The following is a 3,986-nucleotide window of genomic DNA, read 5'->3' on the forward strand; positions in this document are numbered from 1 at the left end:
ACGGCCGAACGCCCCTCCCCCACCGCCCGCAAACCAGCAACCGCCTCCACCACCGAACCGGCAACCACACCCGCCCGGTACTCGAAACGCGTCCGGCCCGCCGCCGACAACGCCACATCCGCCAAAGCCGGCGCCTCAGCACCCTCCAACCAGTCGGCCAGACGCACCGCGTTCGCCCGCAACGCACCCTCGTCCCGCCCCGACACAACCACCGGAACCACCGGAACCACCGGCAGCCGACCGCCCTCGTCGTCCGAAGACTCCACCGGCACCACCGCCGGAGCCTCCTCCAACACCACATGCGCATTCGTCCCGCTCAACCCGAACGAGGACACACCCGCCCGGCGGGTCCGCTCGCCTCGTGGCCAGGCGGTGAGTTCGTCGATGACGTGGACCGGCAGGTCGTCCCAGGCGATGTTCGGGTTGCGGGGGGTGCTGTGCATGGTGGGGGGCAGGGCCTCGTTGCGGAACGAGGCGAGGACCTTGCAGACGCCTGCGATGCCGGCGGCGGACTCCAGGTGGCCGATGACGCTCTTGGCGGTGCCGAGGGCGAGTGGCTGCTCGGGGGTGCGGCCGTTTCCGTACACGGCGGCGAGGGCCTGTACCTCGATGGGGTCGCCGAGGGCTGTGCCGGTGCCGTGGCACTCGACGTAGTCGATGTCGGTCGGGGTCAGGCCGGCGGAGCGGAGGGCGGCGCGGATGACCTTCTGCTGCGAGGTGCCGTTGGGTGCCGTGATGCCGCTGCTTGCGCCGTCGTGGTTGATCGCGGTCGCCCGGATGACGCCGAGTACGTCGCGGCCCTGCTCGAGGGCGTCGGTGAGGCGCATGACGGCGACGACGCCGACGCCTTCGCCGCGGCCGTATCCGTCGGCCGCCGCGGAGAAGGTCTTGCTGCGGCCGTCGGCGGCCAGTGCGTGCGAGCGGCTGAGGGCGACGAAGGCGCCGGGGTCGGCGAGGACCTGGACACCGCCGGCGAGGGCGAGTTCGCACTCGTCGTTGCGCAGCGCCTCGCAGGCGAGGTGCAGGGCGACCAGCGAGGATGAGCAGGCGGTGTCGACGGACAGGGCGGGACCCTGCAGTCCGAGGTGGTAGGAGAGCCGTCCGGCGTTGAAGCTCGGGAGGCTGCCGGTCAGGGTGTAGGTGTCGGGGCCGGAGCCCTGGCGGTACTTGCCGTATTCGCCGGGCCCTGCGCCGATGAAGACGCCGGTCCGGCTGTCGCGCAGGTCGCGGGGGCGCAGGCCGGCGTTCTCCAGTGAGGTCCAGGCGGCTTCCAGCAGCAGTCGGTGCTGGGGGTCCATCGGTTCGGCTTCGCGCGGGCTGATGCCGAAGAACGCCGCGTCGAACGAGGCCACGTCGTCGAGGAGGGAGGCGTGGCGGACGTAGGTCTTTCCTTCGGCGTCGGGGTCGGGGTCGTAGAACCGGTCCACGTCGAAGCGGTCGGTGGGGATGGGTGAGAGGGTGTCGCGCCCTTCGGCCAGTACGTTCCAGAAGCTTGTCAGGTCGTTCGCGTCGCCCGGCATGCGCAGGCCCACGCCGACGACGGCCAGTGGTTCGTCGGTGCGGCCCCCGGCGGGCGCGGGTGTGTCGGCGTCGGTGTCGGTGGCCGGGGTGAGCCGGTCGAGCAGCCACCGGGTGACGGCCAGGAGGTTCGGGCAGTCGTAGATCAGTGTCCTGGGGGTGGTGATGCCGACGCGGTCCTGGATCCGGTGGCTGAAGGCGATGGCCATCATCGAGTCGAAGCCGAGGTCCTTGAAGCCCCGCTCGGGGTCGAGGGCTGCCGGGTTCTGCATGCCGAGCACGGCTGCTGCCTCTGCTGCCAGGAGGTCCTGGACGTGGAGGAGCCGGGCTTCGTCGGTCAGGCCGAGGAGTGTGTCGCGCAGTGTCGCGGTGTGGCCGGTGCCGGTGTGCGGCTCGCTCGCGGTGCGGGCTTCGGTGATCTCGCTCAGCACGGGGCGCAGGGGGCCGCGTGGGCAGAAGGCGGGGACGGCGTGGGCCCAGTCCATGTGCGCGACGACGGTGGTGCGCCCGGCGGCCAGGGCCAGGTCCAGGCCGGTGAGGGCTTTGGCGGCCGGCATGGGGACGAGTCCGTTGCGGCGCAGCAGGGTGCCGGTGGCGCCGTCGGCCATGCCGCCGTCGGACCATGGGCCCCAGGCGACGCAGACAGCGGGGAGTCCGGCTGCCCTGCGGTGTGCGGCCAGGGCGTCGAGGCCGGCGTTGGCCATGGCGTAGCCGGCCTGTCCGGTGTTGCCGAGGGTTCCGATGACGGACGAGAACAGGACGAACGCGTCCAGCTCGCGGTCCTGGGTGAGGGCGTGGAGGTTCCAGGCTCCGCCGAGTTTGGGTGCCGCGATCGTTTCGACCTCGGCCGTGGTGAGGGTGGCCAGCAGTTTGTCGTCGAGGACGCCGGCGGTGTGGAACACGGCGCGCAGGGGGGCCTGTTCGTCGCCGTCGAGGGTGGCGAGGAGTTCGGCTGTGCGGGCGGGGTCGCTGATGTCGCAGGCGGCGAGGGTGACGCGGGTGCCTGTGGTCTCGAGTTCCGCCTTCAGTTCGGCGGCGCCGGGGGCGTCGGGGCCGCGCCGGGATGCCAGCACGAGGTGTTCGGTGCCGTGTGCGGCCAGGTGGCGTGCGAGGTGGGCGGCGAGGGCGCCGCTGCCTCCGGTGATGAGGGCGGTGCCGCGGCCTGTCGGTGCCGGGGCGGCGGTGTCGGGGGCGGCGGCGCGGCGGAGCCGTCGTACGAGGCGGCCCGCGGGGCGCAGTGCGACGTGTTCTTCTGCGTCGGTGCCGGTGACGGTGGCCAGGAGTTGCAGGGTGGCCTGTGTGTCGATCTCTTCGGGGAGGTCGATCAGTCCGCCCCAGCGGTTGGGGTGTTCGAGGGCGATCACGTGTCCCAGGCCCCAGGTCTGTGCCTGCCACGGGCGGGGGACGGTGTCGTCGGGGTGGGCCTGTACCGCGCCGCGGGTGAGGATCCACAGCGGTGCCTGTATCCCGTGGTCGCCGAGGGCCTGGGTGAGGGCGAGGGTCTGGGAGGTGCCGCAGGGCGGTGCGGCGTCGGCCTCGGGGTCGTGGTCGGGGTCGACGGCTTCGTCGAGGGGGGTGAAGGCGAGCACGCCGCGCAGGTGGGTGGCTGTCGGGGCGGGGATGCGGGCCAGGTGGGCGCTGAAGTGTTCGCGTTCGCCTGCGGCGGGGACGACGTGCACCTTCGCGCCGGCCGCTTCGAGTGTCCGGGCCAGTCCGGGCGGCGGGGCGACCAGCAGCCAGGGGCCGCGGACGGTGGCGGGTGCGGGGTCGGGGGCGGGGGCGTTGTGCCAGGTCTCCTCGTAGAGCCAGTCCGCCACTTCGCCGGTGTGGGTGTGGCGGCTGTGCCAGGCGGCGAGGTGGGGCAGCATCGCGGCCACGGTCGTGCTGTCGTCGGCTCCGAGGAGGCGGGCGAGTTCCTCGGTCTCGCCGCGTTGGACGGCGTCCCACAGGGCGTCCTCGGCGTGGGTCCGGGTGCGGGTGGGGGCGGTGTCGGTGGGTGCGTCGAGCCAGAAGCGTTCGCGTTGGAAGGCGTAGGTGGGCAGGTCGATGCGGGTGGCGCCGGTTCCCGTGAAGACGGTGCCCCAGTCGATGTCCTGGCCGAGGACGTGCAGTTCGGTGAGTGCGGTCAGCACGGCACGCGGTTCGTCCAGTCCCTTGCGCAGGGCCGGAACGACCGGCGCGCCCGAGTCGGTCAGGCAGTCCTGCGCCATCGCGCTCAGAACCGCGCCCGGCCCGATCTCCACACAGGCACCGACACCCTGCTCCTCCACCCACCGCATGTCGTCGGCGAAGCGGACCGCGTCGCGCACATGCCGCACCCAGTAGCCCGCATCCCGCCCACCCTCGACCGGCGGCATCGCAATCCTGGGCTCGGCATACGTGATCGAGGCAGCGACGTCCTCGAACGCGGCCAGCATCGGATCCATCAACCGCGAATGGAACGCATGCGACACCCGCAACGACTTCGT

The 3,986-nt window shown here is 72.5% G+C and carries 1 protein-coding gene; it reads right to left on the minus strand.

Going from position 1 to position 3,986, the window contains the following annotated elements; all coding sequences use genetic code 11:
* The coding region (locus ACTMTU_RS35950; RefSeq protein ID WP_441267628.1) for an SDR family NAD(P)-dependent oxidoreductase at window positions 1-3,944 on the minus strand (3,944 nt) is incomplete at its 3' end.
* Window positions 3,945-3,986: the final 42 nt, after the last annotated feature.

The organism is Streptomyces sp. OZ13, from assembly GCF_052068155.1.
Lineage (GTDB): Bacteria > Actinomycetota > Actinomycetes > Streptomycetales > Streptomycetaceae > Streptomyces.